Source organism: Streptomyces sp. NPDC051662 (assembly GCF_040681655.1).
GTDB lineage: Bacteria > Actinomycetota > Actinomycetes > Streptomycetales > Streptomycetaceae > Streptomyces.
Map to the genome: position 1 here is coordinate 260682 of NZ_JBFAZD010000012.1, position 19381 is coordinate 280062.

Below are 19381 nucleotides of genomic sequence, written 5' to 3' on the forward strand. Positions count from 1 at the left end.
GCGACTGAACGTCCCACCACGCCACCCCGTCCGCGCGCCCCGCACCGGTCGCAAGGAGGTCGTCATATGGAGCGGCGTCCCATGGAGCGGCGTCATGGCGACCGGCGTACGCTCCTCCGCGCCGCGGCCGGCCTCCTGATCGGCGCCGCCACGGCAACCGCGTGCTCCGGCGGCGGTACGGACGGCAAGAACGCCCCACCCCCCACGACCACTACCGGCCCCACGGCAACTGGCCCGAGCCGCGCCCCGAGTTGGGACGCGCTGGCGCAGGGGCTCGACGGGGAACTCGTACGGCCGGACGACGCCGCGTACGAGACGGCCCGGCAGCTCTACAACACCCGCTTCGACAGCCTGAGGCCCGCGGCCGTCGCCTATGCCGCGGGCGAGGACGACATCAAGGAGTGCCTCGCCTTCGCCAGGACGCACGGCACGCCCGTCTCCATCCGCGGCGGCGGCCACTCCTACGCGGGATGGTCCAGCGGCGACGGCCGGCTCGTCATCGACGTGACACGGCTCGACTCACTGCGGCACGCGGCCACGGACGGCACGGTCGGAGCGGGAGCCCGGCTCGCCGATGTCTACCGGACCCTCGCGGACGCGGGCCGTACGATCCCCGCCGGGTCCTGTCCCACCGTCGCCATCGCCGGGCTCACCCTCGGCGGCGGACACGGAGTCGCGGCCCGCGCCTACGGCCTCACCTGCGACAGTCTCACCTCCGCCACGCTCATCACGGCCGACGGCAGCCGGCTGACCGCCGACTCCGAGCAGCACACGGACCTCTTCTGGGCGCTGCGCGGCGCGGGCAACGGCAATTTCGGGGTCGTCACCGAACTGCGCTTCCGTACGCATCCGGCGCCCCCGGCCGTCGTCGCCGCCGCGAGCTGGCCGTGGTCGAAGGCCGACGCCCTGCTCGGCGCCTGGGAGCGGTGGGGCCCCGACCAGCCGGACGAGATCTGGTCCTCGCTCCATCTCAACGCCGGTCCGGGCGGTGTCGCCCCGACGCTGTCACTCTCCGCGCTCTCCCTGGGCGGCGAGGACGAACTGAAGAACGCGCTCGACCGGCTCGCCGACGGACCGGGCGGACCCGGCCCGGCGAGCTCCGTCTCGGTGCGGCAGCGCGATTACGAGGAGGCGATGCTGATCTACGCGGGCTGCTCCGGCCTCACCGAGGAGCAGTGCCGGCTGCCCGGTACGACCCCGGGGCGCGGTGAACAGGGCGCGCTCCGGCGCGAGACCTACGCCGCCGCCTCCGACTTCTACGTCCGCCCGCTCTCGCCCGCCGGCCGGGGTGCCCTCATCTCCGCGTCCGAGACATTCACCCGGCTCCCGGCGTCCGGGGGCGGCAGCGGCTCCCTCACCCTCACCGCGCTCGGCGGCGCGGTCAACCGGGTGGACCCGCTCGCGACGGCCTTCGTCCACCGGGGTTCGCGGGTGCTGGCGCAGTACATCGCCGGCTGGGAGCCGGGCACCGCAGGATCGACCCAGCGCGCCTGGCTGAAAACCACCCATGGAGCGATGCGCCGGTACGCCTCGGGGGCGGCGTACCAGAACTACTCCGACCCGACGCTGCCCGACTGGCGCGGGTCGTACTACGGCGCCGCCGCGGACCGGCTGGCCCGGCTGAAGAGGCGGTACGACCCTGACCGCCTCTTCGACTTCCCGCAGGCGCTGTGAGCCCTGCGCGTGAGTCCCGCACGTGAGTCCTGCACATGAGCTCTACGCGTGAGTCCTGTACATGAGCTCTGCGCGTGAGTCCCGCGCATGAGCCCTCCCGCGTGAGCCTCAGGGGTTTTTCGTACCCCGTACGGCTCACCGAGGTGGCCGCGAGGGCCAGTTGACGATGGCCTGTACCTAGCAGGCGGGGGGCCGGCAAGCGGGGGGCACATCCCGACTCGCAAGGGCGTAGCCATGCACGGACACGGACCCCGGATAGCCGCGCTCGCCGCGGCCACCGTTCTCCTTCTCGCACTCGGCGGCAGCGCCGCCACAGCTGTGGACAGGCCCACCGAACCGCGTCAGCTGACCCTCATCAACACCGCTGTCGGCCGGGTGCTCGCGGACAAGTTCGGCTATCCGCTCTATATGCGGACGGCCGACGAGCCGGACAATCCGGACTGCACGGGCGAGTGCGCCGATACCTGGCCCGCCGCCGTCGGCTATCCGACAAAGGCGCGGGGCGTCGCCAACGACACCTCGCAGACCGTACTGAACGCGGAGAACAGCGATCAGCCACAGGTCATCTACAACACGCACCCGCTGTACTACTACTCGGAGGACCGGGCGCACCTGCCGCGCGGCCAGCACGTGGACGGCTTCACTCTGGTCGCCCCGAACGGCACCGCGATGGCGCTGCCGCTGAGTTCGGGCCCCGACCCGGATCCGACGGTGTCGGGGACGACGTCGTCCACGTCCAGGGCGAAGCCCGCGGCGACGCCGCGGCCGACCAGAGCGACCCCCACTCAGACACGTGCCCCCACGAAGGCACTCCCGAAGGCGCCCAGGAAGGTCGCGACGAAGGCGCCCACGACGACGCCCAAGAAGGTACCGAAGCCACCCACGAAGCAACCCACGAAGGCGCCCACAAGGGCAGCTCCGAGAACCCCGCCGAAGGTACCGACAAGGGCGCCACTACCGGCACTGCCGAAGCCCGCGACCAAGGCACCGCCCAAGTCGGCGGCCAAGCCGACGAAGAAGTCGGCGACGCGGGCCCCCACCTCCGCCCCCCGCGTGACACCGACTCGTAGGGCCACCCCGGCGGTCCCCCGTACGACCACTTCCACCTCCACCTCCACCTCCACCTCCACCTCCTCGGTCGGGGCCCTGACGGTCACCCCGTCGGGCGCGGCACGCGGAGGCGCGGACCACATGACCGCCGCCGACTCGTCGGAACGCACCAGCGCGGCCGAACTCTCCCTCGCCATCGGTGCCACCGCCGCGGCCTCGGCCGGCACGGTCCTCGTGGTGCGCCGGTTCCAGCGCCGTTCGACGGGCGGTCAGCACTGACCGGAAAGGCGGGTCGGGCGGACATATCCAGCGGCGACGGCAGGACCGGCGGGTCGGCCACATCGGCCGGGCCGGTCAGGTCGGGCAGGGCGATCAAGGCCCTCTTCGTCATGGCGGTCCTGTGCGCGACGGCCGCCGTACTGCTGCATATGTTCCCGCTCAGGCCCGCGCCACGGACACCGGGCTACGCCGAACCACGAACCGTCCAGGTCACGGACCCGCCGTCCGCCCCCGTACGGCTGCGCATCCCGGCGCTCGGTGTGAGGGCGGAGGTCCTGCCGCTGGCACTCGACGACCAGGGGACGCTGGACGCGCCGGGGTTCCGGAACGCGATGAAGGTCGGCTGGTTCGCCCTGGGACCACGCCCCGGCGAACGCGGCCCGGCGGTCCTGATCGGCCACCGCGACGCCCCGGCGAACCCGGGCACCGCCCCGGTCCGCAACGGACGCGACGACATCAAGAACGCCGTCTTCGCCAAGCTGGGCCGACTGCGCCCCGGCGACGCGATCGAGACGGAGCTGGGCGACGGGCGGCGGCTGACGTTCCGGGTGACGGCCGTCGATACGTACCGTACGAAACGATTCCCCACGGAACGGGTCTACGGCCCGGTGCCGACCCCGCAGCTACGGCTGATCACCTGCGGGGGAGTCATCGACGCCAACGGCCACTGGGACTCGAATGTGGTGGTCAGCGCGGTCGCGGACTTCTAGGCTCAGGCCGCCGGCCTCAGGCCGCCGGCCTCAGGCTACTGGCCTCAGGCTACTGGGCTCAGGCTACTGGGCTCAGGCCGCGAGATTGTTGTCGTCGGGGCGCGGCTCGGGGATACCGAGCGACCGCGTCCCGCCGACGGCGCCGGCCTCCGCGCCGCTACCGGCGGCCAGGTCCGCCGCGCGGGCGGCCCGCGACCGTACGAACCACCCGACGTGCGGCGACCGTGAGATCGCCGACACCAGCGGGGTGAGCAGGGCGAGAGCGAGTGGGGTCAACAGGAGAGCGACCGCCGTACCGAGGGCGAAGCCGCCGATGACATCGGTCGGGTAGTGGACCCCCATGTAAACGCGGCAGAAGCCTTCGAGAAGGGCCAGACCGATCGCGGCGAGGCCGAGCTTCCGGTGGGCGACGAAGACGCCGACGGCGAGGGCCATCGCCATCGTGGCGTGATCGCTGACGAACGAGTAGTCCGTCTTGCCCGCCACCAGGACCTCCAGGCCCTTGTGGTCGAGGAACGGCCTCGGCCGTTCGACGAAGCCCCGGATCGGGATATTGATCAGCAGCGCGATCCCGGCGGCGAGCGGCGCCCAGACCAGCCCGGCGACGGCCGTGACCGAGTCCTCCTCGGACCCGCGCCTGCGCACGCTCCACCAGCCCCAGAGCCCGATGAGCACGAGCCCGAGCATGATCCCGTACTCACCGACGAACCCCATCACGCGGTCGAACCACGTCGGGGCGTCCTTGGCCAGTCCATTGATGTCGTAGAGCAGGCTGACGTCGGGGTTCGACCCATCCAGTACGAGTCCAGCCATCTGCTGCGGCCCCTTGCCTCTTCTTGTCGCCTGCCGTGCCACACCTTCGTGGGCGACGCCTCTACCAACCCCCGCGGTCAGTACGGAACATGCTGCGTGATCAGTACCGCAGCTGTCGTCCAGGGAACGGCCTACGCGCCGGGTACGTTCCGCTCTCTACCGAACGATCACCATGACGTTATCGAAGAGTGACACATAGTCGCAGCTCAGGACCGCGTCCGGACGGAGACTTCCGGCCACGCCCGACCGCCGGCCCCCTCCGGAATCACGCGTCGGGCCGGTTCGGGGGCAGGTCGGTCGGCAGCGATTTCGCGCCGTCCTCGGTGACGCGGGTGGCCCCGAAGTAGTCCGGGGTGTCGATCTTGTCGAAGCGGATGACGGCCCCGGTGTACGGCGCGTTGATCATGTACCCGCCGCCCACGTACAACCCCACATGCCGGATCGCCCGCGAATTGGTGAGATCGTCCGAGAAGAAGACCAGGTCGCCGGGGAGCAGCTCGTCCCGCGAGGGGTGCTCGCCCGCGTTGTACTGATCATTGGCCACCCGCGGCAGCTCGATTCCCACGGTCCGGTACGCGGCCTGCGTCAGCCCGGAACAGTCGAACCGCCCGCCCTGCTCGGCGGTCCCGTTCCCGCCCCAGAGATACGGGGTGCCCAGCTTCTGCTGAGCGAAGTAGATGGCCGCGGCGGCCTGCCTGGAGGGCTCGACCCGCCCGACGGGCCTGGCGAAGCTCTTCTCCAGAGTCCGAATGATCTTGACGTAGTTCTGCGTCTCCCGATAAGGCGGCACACCGCCGTACTTGATGACGGCGTACGCCCCCGCGTTGTACGCCGCCAGCATGTTGCTGGTCGGATCACCGGGCACGTCCTTGACGTATCCGGCCAATTCACAGTCGTACGAGGCGGCCGACGGAATCGCGTCACGCGGATCCCAGATGTCCCGCGTGCCGTCCTTGTTCCCGTCGATCCCATGGGCTTCCCAGGTACCGGGGATGAACTGCCCGATGCCCTTGGCGTTGGCGGGGCTCTGGGCGCTGGGATTCCAGCCGCTCTCCTGGTACAACTGCGCGGCGAGAAGGGCGGGGTTGATGGCGGGACAGAGATTCCCCCACTGCTGCACAAGCGGCTGATAAGCGGCAGGCACGGCCCCCTTGGCCAACCCAACAGCCCGCCCACCCCCGCCCACACCCCCGACGAGCCCGGCGGCGGCGGAGTACGTCCCGACGACGAGCAGAGCGACAAAACTCAACCCCAGCCCCCCGACAGCGGCCACGAGGAGCCATGTCTTACGCACCGTCACACACCCTCCGCGTCAGGGCCACCGTCGTGGGCCAGTGTAGGCGCGGAGGGGACGGATCAGGAGGCCGACGACGAGGACGTCGGAAGAGGAGCCTCGGATGACCAAAAGTCGTCGTGGACGTCGGCTGGCTGCGGGTAGTCGCCCGCGCGTTGCGGGGTGTTCGGCTCGGTCGCCGGATCGGGCACCGCCGATTCCGTGAAACAGGGGGTGGTGATGGAGAAGAAGAACTGGCCTTCGCCTCCCACGGCCACCCTCATTCGGAAATCGTCAGGTGTCGCAGCGTAAATGGCGGGCACTTCACCACTCGCCCGCACACCGGTAATCCGATAGCCACGAGCAGTCCAATCGCGTTCCACCACACCCAGCAGATTCCCACGTCGCTCTCTGGAAACAACGGTCATGACGGCAATCCGACGCTTCACCGAACCAGTACCGGACGAATCATTCTTGACGTCGGTGCAGACTTTGTCGTTCGAAGGGCCGTGGTTCCAACGCAGTTCGGGCTTCACACCCGAGAGGGTGCGCTGCATGATCATGTCCGCTTTTTCGGCGGCCTGGCGCATATCCATGTCAGAAGTTTTCCCCTCCGGATGCCCAGTAACGGAATTAGCTCCGCATCCAGTTGCGAGCGACAGCAAGATCGCAACGAAGGCGATTCGCAGATTGGTCATCGACGCTCCTGAGCACTGATCTCGTTTCCACGGCCGGCAACGATCAAGGCAATGTTGTCGGCGGATTCCTCGTCCTCGACCGGATCGAAGTAGTTGGAGTGCGCGGCAAACCCTCCGCCGTCCCTGACGGGACGTGGCCCGTCCTCCACCCTGAACCGCTGGGCTCCGAAGGCCTCGTGTGCCGGATCCGTCCCGTACCAGATCTCCCTGTCATCGGCCTGCGCGTCCTGCGCGAAGTACGCCGCCGCGCCGCCGCCAACGGCACCGGCCACCGCGCCGACCGGACCGCCCAACGCGGCACCCGCCATCGCCCCGCCGACGGCGCCCGTCGCCATGCCACGCGCCTCGATCCTGGCGGGCATCGCGGTCACCGGATCGTTCTCGGCCGCACCGACGAACACATGCGCCCTCCCCACACCCAACTCGTCCGCAGACCTCGCACCCGTCCCCGGGCTGCCCAGCAGAATGATGTCGTCCGCCCCCGGCACACCGCCCGGCCGCTGCGCCGCCTGGCCGACCGTGAGCGAGCCATAGGAGTGCCCGACCGCCGTCACATGCGGATCGTCGTGCTGATTCGTCGCCGAGATACCCAACATGAATTCGTTGTACGCGACCGCCCCGACCCGCGCCTGATCGGCGGACATCACATCCGTGTTCCCCGTGATGTCGGCGGCGGACAACTGGGGCGCGTCGTACCCGAGCCATACGATCGACGCGCTCGAACGGTCGTACTCCTGCGCCCCGATCGCCGTATCCCGCGCCCTCTTCAGATCATTCCTCACGAAATCCTCGTCCAGCGCCGTCCCCAGCCCCGGCACATACGCCGAGACATTCCTCGCCGTATCCGGATTCCCGTACGAGACAATCGCCCGCCCATTCCCCTCGTCCCCGATCCCCAGCAGATACATCGGCGGACTTCCCCCGGCCCGCAACTGCTCGTCGATCGCTCTCAGCCCCGCCAGCCGCGTCCGCACCCGCTCCTCCTCCCGCCCGTCCAACCCCTCGACTCCATCCGATCCCTCCAATCCCTCCAACGTTCCGATCAGCAACCGCAAGTTGTCCCTGTTGGCCGCGTCCCTCGCCGCCGCCGGGATCCCGTCCAAGTTCCCGATCTCCGCCGGAAAGACCGCCAAGTACTCCTCGCGCCGCTCCTGCGACAGTCCGTCCCACCACGCCATCCGCTCCGCAGGCGACCCGTCCACCGGAATGGCGTCCTTCAGGTACCCGTCCGCCAGCCCGCGCACCGCCGTCGCGTCACCGCTCACGTCCGCCCACATGGCGTCGGTGACATGCAGACCGTCGCGCGCCGTCAGCTTCCGCAGCGCGCGTGCGTACCGCGCGTCGATCTCCCTCGCCTCATCGACCGCTCGCGCGATGGCGTCGGCGATCTCCTGGGCCCTCGCCGCGTGGGGGTTCGGGTTCGTCAGCGCCTGTGGCGGGGCCAGCAGCGGCGATACCGGGCTGCCGGCGGCCGTGCCTCCCGGGAGTTCTTCCCGCGTCAGCATGTGCTCGCCCGCCGCCGGATAGCTCACCGAACCGTCCTCATGGACCGCGAACTTCAGACCGCGCGCGTCCTCCAGCGCCTCTCGCAGCCTCCGCTGAGGGCCCCTCAGCTCGGCGGCGAGGCTGTTCAGGGTCGTACGGACCAATCCGCACTCGGTGTAGACGTACTGCAAGTCATGGCTCAGAACGCGCAGCCGCGCCACCGCCGCGTCCGCCGCCTCGCCCTTCTGCGTGGCGGCGAGGCTCGCGACGAGCTGCTTGTCGATCCGGTCCCGTGCCGCGTCCGCCCGGTTGCTCACCGCGCCCCAGCCGTCGGCCGCCCCCTCCAGCGCCGCACACCCCACCTCGCGCAACTGACCCCATGTCAGCAACCCGCCCAGGGCGGCGCCGGCCACCTCCCCGCTCACCGTCCCTCACCACCGGCCGCTCTCGCGAAGGACGCGGCGATCACCTCGTCGGTCTCGCCCAAGTCCTTCGCGACCGCGCGCAGCTGCCCCGCCAGACTCCCGCACTCCTCCATCGCCGCCTCGACGCGCCGCTCCCATGACGTACGCACCGTCCGCAGCACCGCCGCGACGCCCAGCCCCTCCGTACCGGCGGCCAGCCCCTCATGTGCGGCGGCGAACTCGGCTCTCACCTGCCCCATATGCGCACCCAGCCCCTCGGCGGCCCCCGCCGCCCGAACCCAGGGACCTCCGCTGTGCCTCAACCCCGTACCGCCACCAGCGCCACCAGCCCCACCAGCGCCACCAGCACCGCGGCGCGGAGCCGGGACGCCCCCGGTCATATCGATCAGCCGCTGCCAGTTGTCCGAATACGTCGACGTCATGCCGCTCGCCCCTGTCCGTTCCTCGGCTTCGTCAGCCCGCCCGGGATCTCGACGGCACTTTCCCAAAGTCGGATACGACGGATTCCCGCTCGCGAGCTCGGCTCCAGCGGGGGTACGTACGGCGCGAACGCCCACGGCCAAGGGGCATCCGGGGGTTGGCCGGACAACTGGGCAGCGCCGCCAAGTTCACTCGTACGGTGGGCAGGGAGCGGCAGCCGGACCGAGTGGCGGCCGGCTCGACCGCCTCCGGGCTCCGGCGTTTCGAGGCACCTCGAACGTGCCCGGAACCACAAAGGTGTAACAACGACAGTCATTGCCCGGAGTCACGCTCCGTGATACACAGAGTAACCATACGCGTACTCGCATACCCGATCCGTGACTGATCGGGGCACCGTCGTCGGTCATATGTGCGGGGATCGGGTAAAGAGAGCCGCCAAGCGGCTTACGAGGGCGGTTCCATCAGCGAAGATAGAGCGTGACCCGTGCCATGGGGGCTCGGGCGTGAACGACCCAACAGGGGCGGTGAGTTACATGTACCTGGCGGCCGAAAAGGGCGACATCACCACCATCATCGGTGGCATCGCCCCGAACTGGGGCCCTTTCGGGACACTTGGGAACGAGGCCCGGATCATGATCGAGGTCGTGATGGCGGTGGCCATCCTGCTCTGCCTCGGCATCGCGATCTGGGGCGCGGCCAAGCAGCGGATCGGAGCGACAGCGCTACGGGACACGTTCAGCGCTGAGCAGGGCAAGGGGCTGATCGTCGCCGGACTCACCGGCGTCTTCATCATCGGCTCGCTGGGCACACTCTTCACGATCGTGTACGGGATGGCCGTCTGACCCACGGCCACCCTGCCCTCCCTGCCTCCTCCTCTCCCGACTCCCCTGTCTCTCCCGTCTCCTTCGCCTCCTCCATCTCCTTCGTCTCTTTCAGTTCCTTCAGTCCCCTGCGATCCATCCCTCCCGTCCCGCCGGTCCGCACCGGGCGTGCCCGGGTTCACCCTCAACACCACCCGTCCGTCGCACCCACCGGCTGAGGTTGCGTCTCCCTGATGTCGAGTCACCACACCGCGCCCGCGCGGGAACCAGCACGGCTACCGTCGTACTACGCGGACACCGCCAGCACCGCGGAACCGCAATCGGCTGAGGGGGCGTACGCGGCATGAGCTACGGCGACGAGCACGGCTACGGCGGCGACTCGGGCCGTACGGACGACGGGTTCGGCGGGACGGGCCAGACCCGGACCCGCCTGCCCGACGGCAGAAACGGCGACATGTACGGCGGCCCCCGCCGCCCGGCGCGCAGCTCGCGCTCGCTCATCACGGTCGTGGGCGTCGTGGTCCTGCTCATCGCGGCTATCGCGTTCGCGAACCGCGGCGGCGGAAGCGATACCTCCGGCGGCAAGGACGCGCCGTCGGGACCGGGCGCGGACCCGACGACGGCGTCGGGCGTGAAACCGGTGACGGGGAAGAACGGGGAGATCCCCTCGGGGTTCGCGCGGAACGAGCAGGGCGCGGCGAGCGCGGCGGCGAACTACGCGGTGGCGCTCGGTTCGGACGGCATGTTCAAACAGGACAGCCGGCACAGCATCGTCGACACCGTCTACACCCCCGAGGCGGCGGGCAAGCTCAAGGGCCCGCAAGACGCCGCGTACTCACCGGCGTTCCTTCAGAACCTCGGGCTGGACGCCGACGGCAATCCTCCTCAGGGCAACACGTTCGTCACCCGCACGATCCCGGTCGGCACCAAGGTGGAGAGCCTCTCGGGAGACACGGCCAAGGTATCGGTCTGGTACACGGGCCTGATCGGGATGTCCGGTCCCGACTCGACGAACCCGGTGCGAACGACCTGGAAGACCTGGACCTTCGACCTGCGGTGGCTGAGCGACGAGTGGAAGGTCACCGGCGACTCGCAGAAGGACGGCCCGGCCCCGGTCCCCGGCGATGTCGCGGCCTCCACAGCGGACGAGATCAGCAAGGCTGTCGAGCAGTTCGGAGGCTTCACCTATGCGAGGTAGCTCTCGGCGTACGCCCGGTGGCTCCCGGCGCCGCGCGCGGTCGCTCGTCACCGTACTGGCGGGCCTCCAAGCCACGCTCTTCCTGTTCGCGTCGCGCGCGGTGGCCGCACCGACTCCGTCGCCCACCCCGAGTCCCTCCGCGAGCGGGGACTGCAGTCTGCTGTCGGGCCAGGTGCAGGAGCTCTGCGAGAACGGCGAGACCGGCGACTCCAGTTCCCTCGTACCCAGCGCCCCCGACGCCCTCGACCCCCTCACCTCCCTCGCCCGCGGCTGCGCCGACGCCGCCGCCTGGATCATCGGGAAGCTCAGCGACGCGGTGAAGGAGACCGCCGCCGTCGACTTCACCAACGCCTCCTTCCTCCGCCAGTACGCCGTCGTCTTCGCCGCCTCCACCGTCCTCACCCTCGTCCTCTGGCTCCTCGCCGTCGCCAAGCGCGCCATCCGCGGCGTGCCCCTCTCCACCGCGATCTCCGAGGCCATCGGGTTCCTCTGGCTGACGGTCCTCGCCTCCGCCTTCACCCCCCTCATCCTCTTCACCGTCGTCTCCGCGACCGACGGCGTCGCCCAGGTCGTCTCCAGCTCCACCGGCGGCCAGACCGATGTCTTCTTCGGCGGCTTCGCCGAGGCTCTCAAGAAGGGCGACGACATCGGCGGCGGACCGATCATGCTGATCGTCGTCTCGCTCGTGTCGATCCTCGCCGCCGGCGTGCTCTGGCTGGAGCTGGTGATCAGGGCCGCGCTCCTGTACGTCGGGGCGCTCCTCGGCACCGTCGTCTACGCCGGGCTCGTCGACAAGAACATGTGGGGGCATGTCCGCCGCTGGGCCGGGATCATGATCGCCGTCATCATGGTCAAGCCCGTCATCGTGATCGTCCTCGGACTCGCCGGCGCGCTCTCCGCCGACAGCGGCCCCGACGCGGTCTCCGCCGTCGTCTCCGGTCTCGCCATCATCCTGCTCGCGATCTTCGCCTCCGCGATGATCTACCGCTTCGTGCCCGGATTCGGCGACGAGATCGCCTCCTCCCGCTCCAACCGGAAGCAGGCCACGGACGGCTCCAAGGCCACCCCCGTCATCAGCTCCCCCGCCGCTCTCGTCTCCCAGGGCATCAAGACCCACAGCAGCCGCAGCCACCAGCAGGGCGACGGATCCGGCGGAGGCGGCGGCCGGTCCAACACCGTCTCCGGCGGCATCGCCGCGCACAGCTCGCGCGGCCCCTCGTCCGGAGGCGGAGGCGGCGGCGGAGGCGGCGCGCCCCTGCCGTCCCCCGCGCCCCCGCCCCGCGGTGGCGGCCCGACCAGCGGCACCCCCCACAGCGCACGCGGTACCGGTAACGGCAACAACAGCACAGGAGGTAGAGGGCGTTGACGACCCAGTCACCACCTCTCGCGCCCCGTCGTACGTATCTCATCGGCCGGGCCAGGCCGAACGCGATCGTCGGCAAGAACCGCGAGACCGGCGAGATCGCCCTGATCATCGCCGGCGCCTTCGTCGGCATGATGTGCGGTCTGCTGGTCCCCGTCCTGTCCGTGCGGATCGTGACGCTGACGGGGTTCCCGCTCCTCGCGCTCGGCGCCGTGTACGTGCCGTACAAGCACCGCACGTTCTACAAGTGGTTCGAGATCAACCGCAGCTACAAGCGCAGCCTGCGCAGCGGTACGGCCTACCGCTCCGCCGCCATGGAAGCCGGTACGAGCCTCGACGGCCGCGAGGTCGAGGTCGGCCCGCCCCCCGGCATCGGCCGTATCAACTGGCTGGCCGCGCCCTTCGGTCCTGACGAGATCGCCGTGCTGCTGCACGCCGACCGCCGTACCGTCACCGCCGCCATCGAGATCGAGGGCCCCGGCGTCGGGCTGCGCGACAGCGAGGACCAGGAGGCCCTCGTCGACCGCTTCGGCACGCTCCTCAAGCATGTCGCCAACGGCGACGGCTTCGTCACCCGGCTCCAGATGCTCGCCCGTACGCTGCCCGCCGACCCCGACGCGCACGAGAAGGACGTGGCCCAGCGCGGCGACTCCTCCTCCCCCGGCTGGCTCCGGGACTCGTACGACCAGCTCCAGTCGATGGTCTCCACCTCCAGCGAGCAGCACCGCGCGTATCTCGTCGCCTGCATGCACTACACCCGCGAACTGGCCGCCGAGGGCCAGGCCATGGCCCGTGCCGCACGCCAGGCAGGCGGTACGAAGAAACTCGACCGGGACGCGGGCCTCGCCGTCGTGATGGCCCGTGAGCTGACCGACATCTGCGCGCGGCTCGCCGAGGCGGACATCCGGGTACGGCAGCCGCTCGGGCAGGGCCGGCTATCCTCTCTCGTGCACTCGATGTACGACCCCGACCACCCCATCGACCACATCCAGGCCATGACGAAACGAAACGCCTGGCCCGCCGAGCTGGACGCGATGGAGCCGACCTACCTCCAGGCCAAGACGCGCGAGTCGTCCACCCGCGCGCCCTGGTGCCACTCCACCGCCTGGGTCAAGGAGTGGCCGATGACCCCGGTCGGCGTGAACTTCCTGGCCCCGCTGCTCGTCCACACCCCCGATGTGATCCGTACGGTCTCGGTCACCATGGACCTCGAACCGACGGAGATCGCCATCGAGCGGATGCTGACGGAGAAGACGAACGACGACGCGGACGCCAGCCGCGCCGCGAAGATGAACCGGACCGTCGACCCGCGCGACATCGCCGCGCACGGCCGGCTGGACCAGCGGGGTGAAGATCTCGCCAGCGGGGCGGCCGGGGTCAACCTCGTCGGGTACATCACAGTGTCGTCCAGGTCTCCCGAGGCCCTGGCCAGGGACAAGCGGACGATCAGGGCGTCGGCCGGCAAGTCGTATCTGAAACTGGAGTGGTGCGACCGCGAGCACCACCGCGCCTTTGTGAACACGCTGCCCTTCGCGACCGGCATCCGCCGTTAGCGCGGCCCATCGCCTCCGACCGACCCATACCCAACACCGTTACCGACACCGCCGATAGCCGACGAGCCGAAAGGGGCCTGTGGTGCGAGATCCGCTGTCCGTCCTCACGGATGCCTTCACCAGCTTCCTCTTCGGGAAGGTGGAGACGACCCGGCTGCCCGTCCGTACGTCAACGGGCCAGGCCCAGGCCGTCTATCTGCCGACCGCGGCCCCCGGCCTCGGTGACTCCGGTGTGATCATCGGCCGCGAGGTCTACAGCGGCAAGGGGTACATCTACGACCCGTTCCAGCTGTACGGGCAGCAGCTCCCCGCCCCGCACTGGCTCGTCCTCGGCGAGTCCGGCAACGGGAAGTCGGCGCTGGAGAAGACCTACGTCCTGCGCCAACTGCGTTTCCGCGACCGCCAGGTCGTCGTCCTGGACGCCCAGGGCGAGGACGGCGCGGGCGAGTGGAACCTGATCGCCCAGGAGCTGGGTATAACCCCCATCCGGCTCGACGCGATGGCGGCCCTGGACGACGGCATCCGGCTCAACCCCCTCGACCCGGCGATCACCACGACCGGGCAGCTCGCCCTGCTCCGTACGATCATCGAAGTCGCCATGGGACATGGCCTGGACGAACGCTCCGGCTTCGCGCTCAAGGTCGCGCACGCCTATGTGAACGAGACGATCACCGACCGCCAGCCCGTGCTGATGGACATCGTCGAGCAACTGCGCCACCCCGAGCCCGAGTCGGCCGAGGCCATGAATGTCGATCTGGACGATGTACGGGCCTGGGGCCTGGACGTCGCGCTGGTCCTCGACCGGCTGGTCGACGGTGACCTGCGGGGCATGTTCGACGGACCGACGACCGTCGGGATCGATCTCGACGCCCCTCTGATCGTCTTCGACCTCTCGCACATCGACCGCAACTCGATCGCGATGCCGATCCTCATGGCGATCGTGGGCGTCTGGCTGGAGCACACCTGGATCCGTCCCGACCGCAGGAAGCGCATCTTCCTGGTCGAGGAGGCCTGGCACATCATCAACTCCCCGTTCGTCGCCCAGCTCTTCCAGCGGCTGCTGAAGTTCGGCCGGCGGCTCGGTCTGTCGTTCGTGGCGGTGGTCCACCATCTCTCCGACGTGGTCGACGGGGCGGCGGCCCGGGAGGCCGCGGCCATCCTCAAGATGGCGTCGACCCGGACGATCTACGCCCAGAAGGCGGACGAGGCGAGAGCGACGGGCCGGGTGCTCGGCCTGCCCCGGTGGGCGGTGGAGATCATTCCGACCCTCACACCCGGTATCGCGGTCTGGGACGTCAACGGCAACGTCCAGGTCGTCAAGCATCTGGTGACGGAAGCGGAACGGCCCCTGGTCTTCACCGACCGGGCGATGACCGAGAACTCCCAGGAATCGGACGCCGCGGACGCCCTGGAACTGGAAGGCAGACTGCCGGACGATATGCGGGCCGCGGAGTGGGAGGCGGAGCAGCGGGCGGCGCTCCTGGAGAGGCAACGGCGGTTGAACGAGTCCTCCGAGTCGACGGTGGCGTGACCATGTCGCGCCACCACGACGGTCAGCACTACCAGGGGGGTCGGGGCGGCCAAGGGGGCGCCCGGGGCAGCGGTGGTGGCGGTATCCCCGACGGACTGCTGGTGGGCCTGCTCGGCTTCCTGCTGGGGCTGGCGGTGCTGGTATGGACGGCCACCGGACTGGCGGGGCTGTTCACCCATGGCGCCTGGCCGCAGGGGGTGACCTTTCCGCGGACGCCGCTGGCGATACGTCAGCTCGTCCAGGCACCGCACGACATCACGGGCGCCTGGCCGGACACCCCGCCCGGCGAACTGTCCGGGTACGGCCTGTTCTGGGGCCTGCTGATCAGTCAGATGATGGTCCTGGTCGTACTCACGGTGTTCGTCATGGGCGTGACGGCCCGCTATCGGGTGGTACGCGCACGACGACGGACGGGCGTACTCGGCGTACCGAACCAGGCCCAGTCACCCGCTCCCGCTCCCGCTCCGGAACCGGCTCCGCCGCTCGGCATGGAGCAGTACCCACCGGGCGCCGCGACGACGGCCGTACCCGCCCCCCAGCCGTCACCGGCACCGGCACCGGCACCAGAGCCGACGCGCGTCCCAGCGCCTGCCCCCGTCGAGACCGCGGCTCCCACCCCCACACCCGCCCCCACCCCTGCTCCCGCACCTGCCAGCGCCGCCCCCGGCGCCGCCCCTCGCGTGCGATACGGCAACCCTCTCGCCCGCCGCCCCGCGGCCGTCCAGGCCGTCCTGGACGCCGAGGGCCCCGCCCTCGTCGTCACCTCCGACCCGACGGTGTGGTCCGGAACCAAGGACGCGCGGGCCAAGCTCGGCCCCGTTCTCGTCTACGACCCCGGCCACCTCTGCGACACCCCTGCCCGGCTCCACTGGTCCCCCACCACCGGCTGCGAGGACGCCACCACCGCCGCCGCCCGTGCCACCGCGCTGCTCTCCCCCGTACGCCCGCACGCCCTGCTCGACGCCGCCATGGCCGACACGGCGGAGACCCTGCTGCGCTGCTGGCTGCACGCCGCGGCGGTGGAGTCACGACCGTTCAAGCAGGTGCACCGCTGGGCGCAGGGCGGAAACGCCCACGAGGCCGTCCGGATCCTCCGTACCCACCCCAAGGCCGCCTCCGGTCTCGCGGGTCTGCTGGAGTCCGCGCTCACCGCGCATCCCGAACGGCGCGAGGTCTCACAGCAGTTGACGGCCCGCGCGCTGTCCGCCCTCTCCTCGATCCATATCCGCGACGCCTGCACACCCAACCGAGCCGATTCGCTCGCGCTGGATTCTTTTGTGAACGAGGGGGGCACTCTGTATGTGGTGGGCGAGCCGATCGAGGATCCGCGCTCCCGCCCGGGTGCGATGCCTCTGCTCACCGCACTCGCCTCGAACGTGGTCGAGCACGGCCGCCGCATGGCCGCACGGTCATCTGACGGTCGGCTCGACCCACCAATGACCTGCGTCCTGGACGATGTCGCCGCCGTCGCTCCACTGCCCCTGCTTCCTGAGCTGCTCTCCACCGGCCACGACCGCGGGCTGCCGACGCTGGCCCTGCTGCGGTCGCGACAGCAGGGCCTGGACCGCTGGCCGCACTACGAACTACCGGTCCCCGACAGCGTCTGAGGCGTACGGCGCCGACGCGACGCCGTCCACCGGGTGGTTGGGAAGCGAGGGAGGCCCCAAGCCCCGCCCGTACGGCCTCAGGAAGGCCCGTACAGCTTCAGGAAGGCCCACACCCCGCTCGCCACGGACCTCTCCACCTCGTCCGCGCGCACCCGTACCGCGCCGAAGAACGACTCCAGCGTGCTGCCGCCGATGAGCAGGCTCAGATGCCGTGCCGCCGCGTCGGCGTCGTCGATGTCGAACAGCCCCTGATCCGCGAGCCCGCGCAGCCGCTCGGCGAGTTCGGCGCGCACCGCCCGTGGCCCGACGCGCTGCCACTCCTCGATCACATCGGCCGGCATGCGCGGCCCCTCGGTGATGATCTGGCGTACGAGCGCGAAGTGTTCGGGGTGCTTGGAGCTCTGGCCGACCCAGTCGCGAGCGAGGGCCAGCAGGTCGGTCTCGACGTCGGCCGACTTCCCGAAGTGCCGGAAGTGCCGCTCGAAGAGGTCCGTGGAGTCCTCCGTCACGGAGGCGGCGCTCGCCAGGAAGACCGAACGGAACAGCTCTTCCTTGTCGGCGAAGTGGTTGTAGATGGTGCGCGTGGAGACACCCGCTTCGGCGGCGATCGCGTCGATGCTCGCCCGCGTATATCCCTCGCGCCCGAAGACCATACGCGCGCCCCGCTCGATGGCCCGCCGCTTCTCCAGCAGCCCCTTGCGCGGAGGCTTTCCGGCACCTGACTCCCGTGCCGCCCCTGCCTCCCGCTCCCGGCTCGCCATGGTGCCGCCCTCCTCAGAAGGTACAACGCTCGTTGCACCGATTGCCATACACGTTGTACTTTACCTTCATATCCCGTGCGCAGGACGAGGACTTCTGAGGAGCAACGCCATGTCCACCCAGCAGACCGCCCCGTTAAGACTCGTCGTCATCATCGGCAGCACCCGCGAAGGCCGTCTCGGACCCACCGTCGGCCACTGGTTCGCCGCCCTGGCCGCCGGCCACGGCAGCACCGAGGTCGACCTCATCGACCTCGCCGACACCGAACTCCCCGCCGTCCACCCCGACTGGGGTACGGCACCGACCCCGGCCCTGGCCGAGCTGTCGGCCCGTCTCGGCGCGGCCGACGCGTTCGTCGTCGTGACACCCGAGTACAACCACAGCTTCCCGGCGATCCTGAAGCACTTCATCGATCTCCACCGCGAGGAATGGCAGGCCAAGCCGGTCGGCTTCGTCTCGTACGGGGGCGTGGGCGGCGGGCTGCGCAGCGTCGAACAACTACGGCTGGTCTTCGCCGAGTTGCACAGCACGACGGTGCGCGAGACCGTCAGCTTCCACAAGGTCACGAGCGATGTCTTCGCGCCTGACGGCACGGCCCACGACCCGGAGGGCGCCGCCGGAGCCGCCAAGGCGATGCTCGACCAGCTCGACTGGTGGGCACGCGCACTGCGAACGGCGCGAGCGGAGCATCCGTACAGCGCCTGACGGTGGAGTCCCAGGGCGTGCGTGTCGGGCGTCGCCGGGCGCCTCAGGGGCGATCGATCGCCAGCTCCAGCTCCCTGCCGGGGGCCACCGAGGAATTGTCGTCCAACGGCAGGGACTTGCCGGTCGATACGAATCCCAACTTGCGGTAGGCGGCCTGTGCCCGCGGATTCCCCTCGTGGACATGGAGCCGCACCCGGGCGAGCCGTGGCTCCTCCAGCGACCACGCCCAGTCGAGCGCGGCGTCGACCAGTGCCCCGAGCAGCCCGGTACCGCGCTGTTCGGGGCGTACGAACACCCCGACGAGATGTCCTTGCGGCATCACGGACGTGGCCCCCAGAAAGTCCGTGCCGGCTTCCTCGATCAGCAGCGTCACGGTCCCCGACCATGTCCCGTCCGGCGCCTCGGCGATGAACTGCCCCGCTCGGGCCCCATGCCGGGCCAGGGCCCTGGCCGTCCGCTCCTGCCAGAAGGAGTCGGGCCGCTCCAGGGCCTCTTCGTATGTCTCCAGAAAGGCCACCGGCGCGGCCGGATCCTGGAGTGACGAGAGGCGGATCTCCTTGGCCTTGGCCCATTCGTCGGGCCGTACGGCGCGAATCACATGGTTCATGCACCGATACTCCGCGCCCGGAGCCCTCACTCGCAACGAGATATCACCCGTAGGGCGTCGTAGAACCGGAAACCGCGTAAATGGGCCCTGAACGCAGGAATGCCCCGTACCAAAAGGCACGAGGCATTCCCACAATAATTGTTCGGCGGCGTCCTACTCTCCCACAGGGTCCCCCCTGCAGTACCATCGGCGCTGTGAGGCTTAGCTTCCGGGTTCGGAATGTAACCGGGCGTTTCCCTCACGCAATGACCACCGAAACACTATGAAGATATCGACCAGCGGAAACCAACACGACTGTTCGTTACTTCAGAACTAACACAGTGGACGCGAGCAACTGAGGACAAGCCCTCGGCCTATTAGTACCGGTCAACTCCACCAGTCACCTGGCTTCCATATCCGGCCTATCAACC

Annotated in this window: 17 protein-coding genes and 1 rRNA gene; 10 read left to right on the forward strand and 8 right to left on the reverse strand. The window is 69.8% G+C overall.

Annotated elements, in window-relative coordinates; all coding sequences use genetic code 11:
* The first annotated feature begins 66 nt into the window (after positions 1–66).
* The 3 genes from AB0M67_RS22085 (at position 67) to AB0M67_RS22095 (ending at position 3713) form a co-directional block, all read left to right on the forward strand.
* Positions 67–1674, forward strand: a complete 1608-nt coding sequence (locus tag AB0M67_RS22085) for an FAD-binding oxidoreductase (RefSeq protein WP_365747839.1) — start codon at positions 67–69, stop codon at positions 1672–1674.
* Between the two features lie 234 nt (positions 1675–1908).
* Positions 1909–3003 carry a hypothetical protein gene (locus AB0M67_RS22090; RefSeq protein ID WP_365747841.1) on the forward strand — a complete coding sequence of 365 codons (1095 nt, stop codon included), beginning with the start codon at positions 1909–1911 and terminating at the stop codon, positions 3001–3003.
* A 110-nt stretch (positions 3004–3113) separates the two neighbouring features.
* Positions 3114–3713: a sortase gene (locus AB0M67_RS22095; protein WP_365747842.1), complete on the forward strand. Its 600-nt coding sequence runs from the start codon at positions 3114–3116 to the stop codon at positions 3711–3713.
* A 72-nt stretch (positions 3714–3785) separates the two neighbouring features.
* Here AB0M67_RS22095 and AB0M67_RS22100 read toward each other — a convergent pair whose 3' ends face one another.
* The 5 genes from AB0M67_RS22100 to AB0M67_RS22120 form a co-directional block, all read right to left on the reverse strand.
* Positions 3786–4526: a phosphatase PAP2 family protein gene (locus AB0M67_RS22100; protein WP_365747844.1), complete on the reverse strand. Its 741-nt coding sequence runs from the start codon at positions 4524–4526 to the stop codon at positions 3786–3788.
* 265 nt (positions 4527–4791) lie between these two features.
* Complete coding sequence (locus tag AB0M67_RS22105) at positions 4792–5820, reverse strand: bifunctional lytic transglycosylase/C40 family peptidase (RefSeq protein WP_365747888.1); 1029 nt, start codon at positions 5818–5820, stop codon at positions 4792–4794.
* A 62-nt stretch (positions 5821–5882) separates the two neighbouring features.
* Positions 5883–6497, reverse strand: coding sequence for a hypothetical protein (locus AB0M67_RS22110; protein ID WP_365747846.1), 615 nt, complete (start codon positions 6495–6497; stop codon positions 5883–5885).
* Positions 6494–8407, reverse strand: a complete 1914-nt coding sequence (locus AB0M67_RS22115; RefSeq protein ID WP_365747848.1) for an alpha/beta hydrolase — start codon at positions 8405–8407, stop codon at positions 6494–6496. The genes AB0M67_RS22110 and AB0M67_RS22115 overlap by 4 nt, the downstream gene beginning before the upstream one ends.
* Positions 8404–8646 carry a hypothetical protein gene (locus AB0M67_RS22120; protein ID WP_365747850.1) on the reverse strand — a complete coding sequence of 81 codons (243 nt, stop codon included), beginning with the start codon at positions 8644–8646 and terminating at the stop codon, positions 8404–8406. Before AB0M67_RS22120 ends, AB0M67_RS22115 begins: the two co-directional genes overlap by 4 nt.
* Before the next feature lie 714 nt (positions 8647–9360).
* On the opposite strand from AB0M67_RS22120, the gene AB0M67_RS22125 reads away from it, so the two are divergent.
* From AB0M67_RS22125 to AB0M67_RS22150, 6 genes are all read left to right on the forward strand, one after another.
* Entirely contained in the window at positions 9361–9669 is a 309-nt protein-coding gene (locus tag AB0M67_RS22125) for a hypothetical protein (RefSeq protein ID WP_030353484.1), read from the forward strand.
* Between the two features lie 322 nt (positions 9670–9991).
* Entirely contained in the window at positions 9992–10846 is an 855-nt protein-coding gene (locus AB0M67_RS22130; RefSeq protein ID WP_365747851.1) for a hypothetical protein, read from the forward strand.
* 100 nt (positions 10847–10946) lie between these two features.
* Entirely contained in the window at positions 10947–12212 is a 1266-nt protein-coding gene (locus AB0M67_RS22135) for a hypothetical protein (protein ID WP_365747890.1), read from the forward strand.
* Positions 12209–13762: an SCO6880 family protein gene (locus AB0M67_RS22140; RefSeq protein ID WP_365747853.1), complete on the forward strand. Its 1554-nt coding sequence runs from the start codon at positions 12209–12211 to the stop codon at positions 13760–13762. The genes AB0M67_RS22135 and AB0M67_RS22140 overlap by 4 nt, the downstream gene beginning before the upstream one ends.
* 82 nt (positions 13763–13844) lie before the next feature.
* Positions 13845–15293, forward strand: coding sequence for an ATP-binding protein (locus AB0M67_RS22145; protein WP_365747855.1), 1449 nt, complete (start codon positions 13845–13847; stop codon positions 15291–15293).
* Positions 15294–15295: 2 nt separating this feature from the next.
* Entirely contained in the window at positions 15296–16900 is a 1605-nt protein-coding gene (locus AB0M67_RS22150) for a type VI secretion protein (RefSeq protein ID WP_365747857.1), read from the forward strand.
* A gap of 77 nt (positions 16901–16977) precedes the next feature.
* Here the strand turns inward: AB0M67_RS22150 and AB0M67_RS22155 are convergent, their stop codons facing one another.
* Positions 16978–17661 carry a TetR/AcrR family transcriptional regulator gene (locus tag AB0M67_RS22155; protein WP_365747858.1) on the reverse strand — a complete coding sequence of 228 codons (684 nt, stop codon included), beginning with the start codon at positions 17659–17661 and terminating at the stop codon, positions 16978–16980.
* 109 nt (positions 17662–17770) lie between these two features.
* Here AB0M67_RS22155 and AB0M67_RS22160 point away from each other — a divergent pair, with 109 nt between their 5' ends.
* Positions 17771–18364, forward strand: coding sequence for an NAD(P)H-dependent oxidoreductase (locus AB0M67_RS22160; protein WP_365747860.1), 594 nt, complete (start codon positions 17771–17773; stop codon positions 18362–18364).
* Positions 18365–18407: 43 nt separating this feature from the next.
* Here the strand turns inward: AB0M67_RS22160 and AB0M67_RS22165 are convergent, their stop codons facing one another.
* A complete protein-coding gene (locus tag AB0M67_RS22165) occupies positions 18408–18971 on the reverse strand; it encodes a GNAT family N-acetyltransferase (RefSeq protein WP_365747862.1) in 564 nt (187 codons plus the stop codon).
* Positions 18972–19111: 140 nt separating this feature from the next.
* Positions 19112–19228: ribosomal RNA gene (gene rrf / locus AB0M67_RS22170) — 5S ribosomal RNA — on the reverse strand.
* Positions 19229–19381: the final 153 nt, after the last annotated feature.

Coding starts and splice junctions, on each gene's coding strand:
- AB0M67_RS22110 (WP_365747846.1), bottom strand. CDS start 6,497: ATGACCAATCTGCGAATCGCCTTCGTTGCGATCTTGCTGTCGCTCGCA.
- AB0M67_RS22125 (WP_030353484.1), top strand. CDS start 9,361: ATGTACCTGGCGGCCGAAAAGGGCGACATCACCACCATCATCGGTGGC.
- AB0M67_RS22150 (WP_365747857.1), top strand. CDS start 15,296: ATGTCGCGCCACCACGACGGTCAGCACTACCAGGGGGGTCGGGGCGGC.
- AB0M67_RS22090 (WP_365747841.1), top strand. CDS start 1,909: ATGCACGGACACGGACCCCGGATAGCCGCGCTCGCCGCGGCCACCGTT.
- AB0M67_RS22155 (WP_365747858.1), bottom strand. CDS start 17,661: ATGGCGAGCCGGGAGCGGGAGGCAGGGGCGGCACGGGAGTCAGGTGCC.
- AB0M67_RS22160 (WP_365747860.1), top strand. CDS start 17,771: ATGTCCACCCAGCAGACCGCCCCGTTAAGACTCGTCGTCATCATCGGC.
- AB0M67_RS22100 (WP_365747844.1), bottom strand. CDS start 4,526: ATGGCTGGACTCGTACTGGATGGGTCGAACCCCGACGTCAGCCTGCTC.
- AB0M67_RS22095 (WP_365747842.1), top strand. CDS start 3,114: ATGGCGGTCCTGTGCGCGACGGCCGCCGTACTGCTGCATATGTTCCCG.
- AB0M67_RS22130 (WP_365747851.1), top strand. CDS start 9,992: ATGAGCTACGGCGACGAGCACGGCTACGGCGGCGACTCGGGCCGTACG.
- AB0M67_RS22120 (WP_365747850.1), bottom strand. CDS start 8,646: ATGGGGCAGGTGAGAGCCGAGTTCGCCGCCGCACATGAGGGGCTGGCC.
- AB0M67_RS22085 (WP_365747839.1), top strand. CDS start 67: ATGGAGCGGCGTCCCATGGAGCGGCGTCATGGCGACCGGCGTACGCTC.
- AB0M67_RS22165 (WP_365747862.1), bottom strand. CDS start 18,971: ATGAACCATGTGATTCGCGCCGTACGGCCCGACGAATGGGCCAAGGCC.